At 68.9% G+C, this 694-nt stretch carries 1 pseudogene; it reads left to right on the top strand.

Annotated features, from left to right (window positions below):
• Nucleotides 1-694, top strand: a pseudogene (locus ACM14_RS30200) (RHS repeat protein); the annotation flags it as partial.

The following is a 694-nucleotide window of genomic DNA, read 5'->3' as shown; positions in this document are numbered from 1 at the left end:
GCAAGCGCTGCAGCCCACTGACCTGACAGACACCGGCGCCCAGGTCCACACCCTCATAGGCCAGATCCTCGGCCGCCGCTACCACTACGACAGCCTGGGCCAGCTCGTCGCCATCGAACAGGCCGGCGCCCCGGGCCAGGCCGCGCAACTGCTGCGCTACGGCTACGACAGCGCAGGGCGCCTGAGAGCGGCCACCGACAGCCAGGCCCCCCAGACCACCACCCGCTGGCAGATCGACCCTGCAGGCAACCGCCTGCCAGCACCAGGTGCAGCCGGTGCACCGGGCCAGACGAACACCCCGGACAACTGGGCTGCCCAGGTCCATGCCCACTGGCGCCACACCGACTTCAACCTCATGGGCCTGGGCCACCTTGCAGGCCAGCGGCAAGGCCCCGTGCAGCGCTGGGAAGACAACCGCATCGGCTTCACCGAAGACTGCGTCTGGCGCTACGACCCCTGCGGCAACCGCATCGCGCAAATGCAGGCAGACCATAGCCAGCAGCAACTGCACTACGACGGAGCCCACCAGCTCATCGCCGTGCGCAGCAGCCAGATCCAGGGCAACGCCGAGCAGCTGCGCCACCACAGCCGCTACACCTACGACGCCCTGGGCCGCAGGCTCAAGCAGCAAGTGGAAAGCGCGGACTCCACAGAATCCACCCGCACCCACTACTACGGCTGGGACGGCGACCGC

It is taken from the genome of Delftia sp. JD2 (assembly GCF_001682645.1).
Taxonomy (GTDB): Bacteria; Pseudomonadota; Gammaproteobacteria; order Burkholderiales; family Burkholderiaceae_C; genus Comamonas; species Comamonas acidovorans.
Note: the sequence above shows the minus strand (reverse complement) of the source record. Positions and strands in the feature narration are given on the sequence as shown.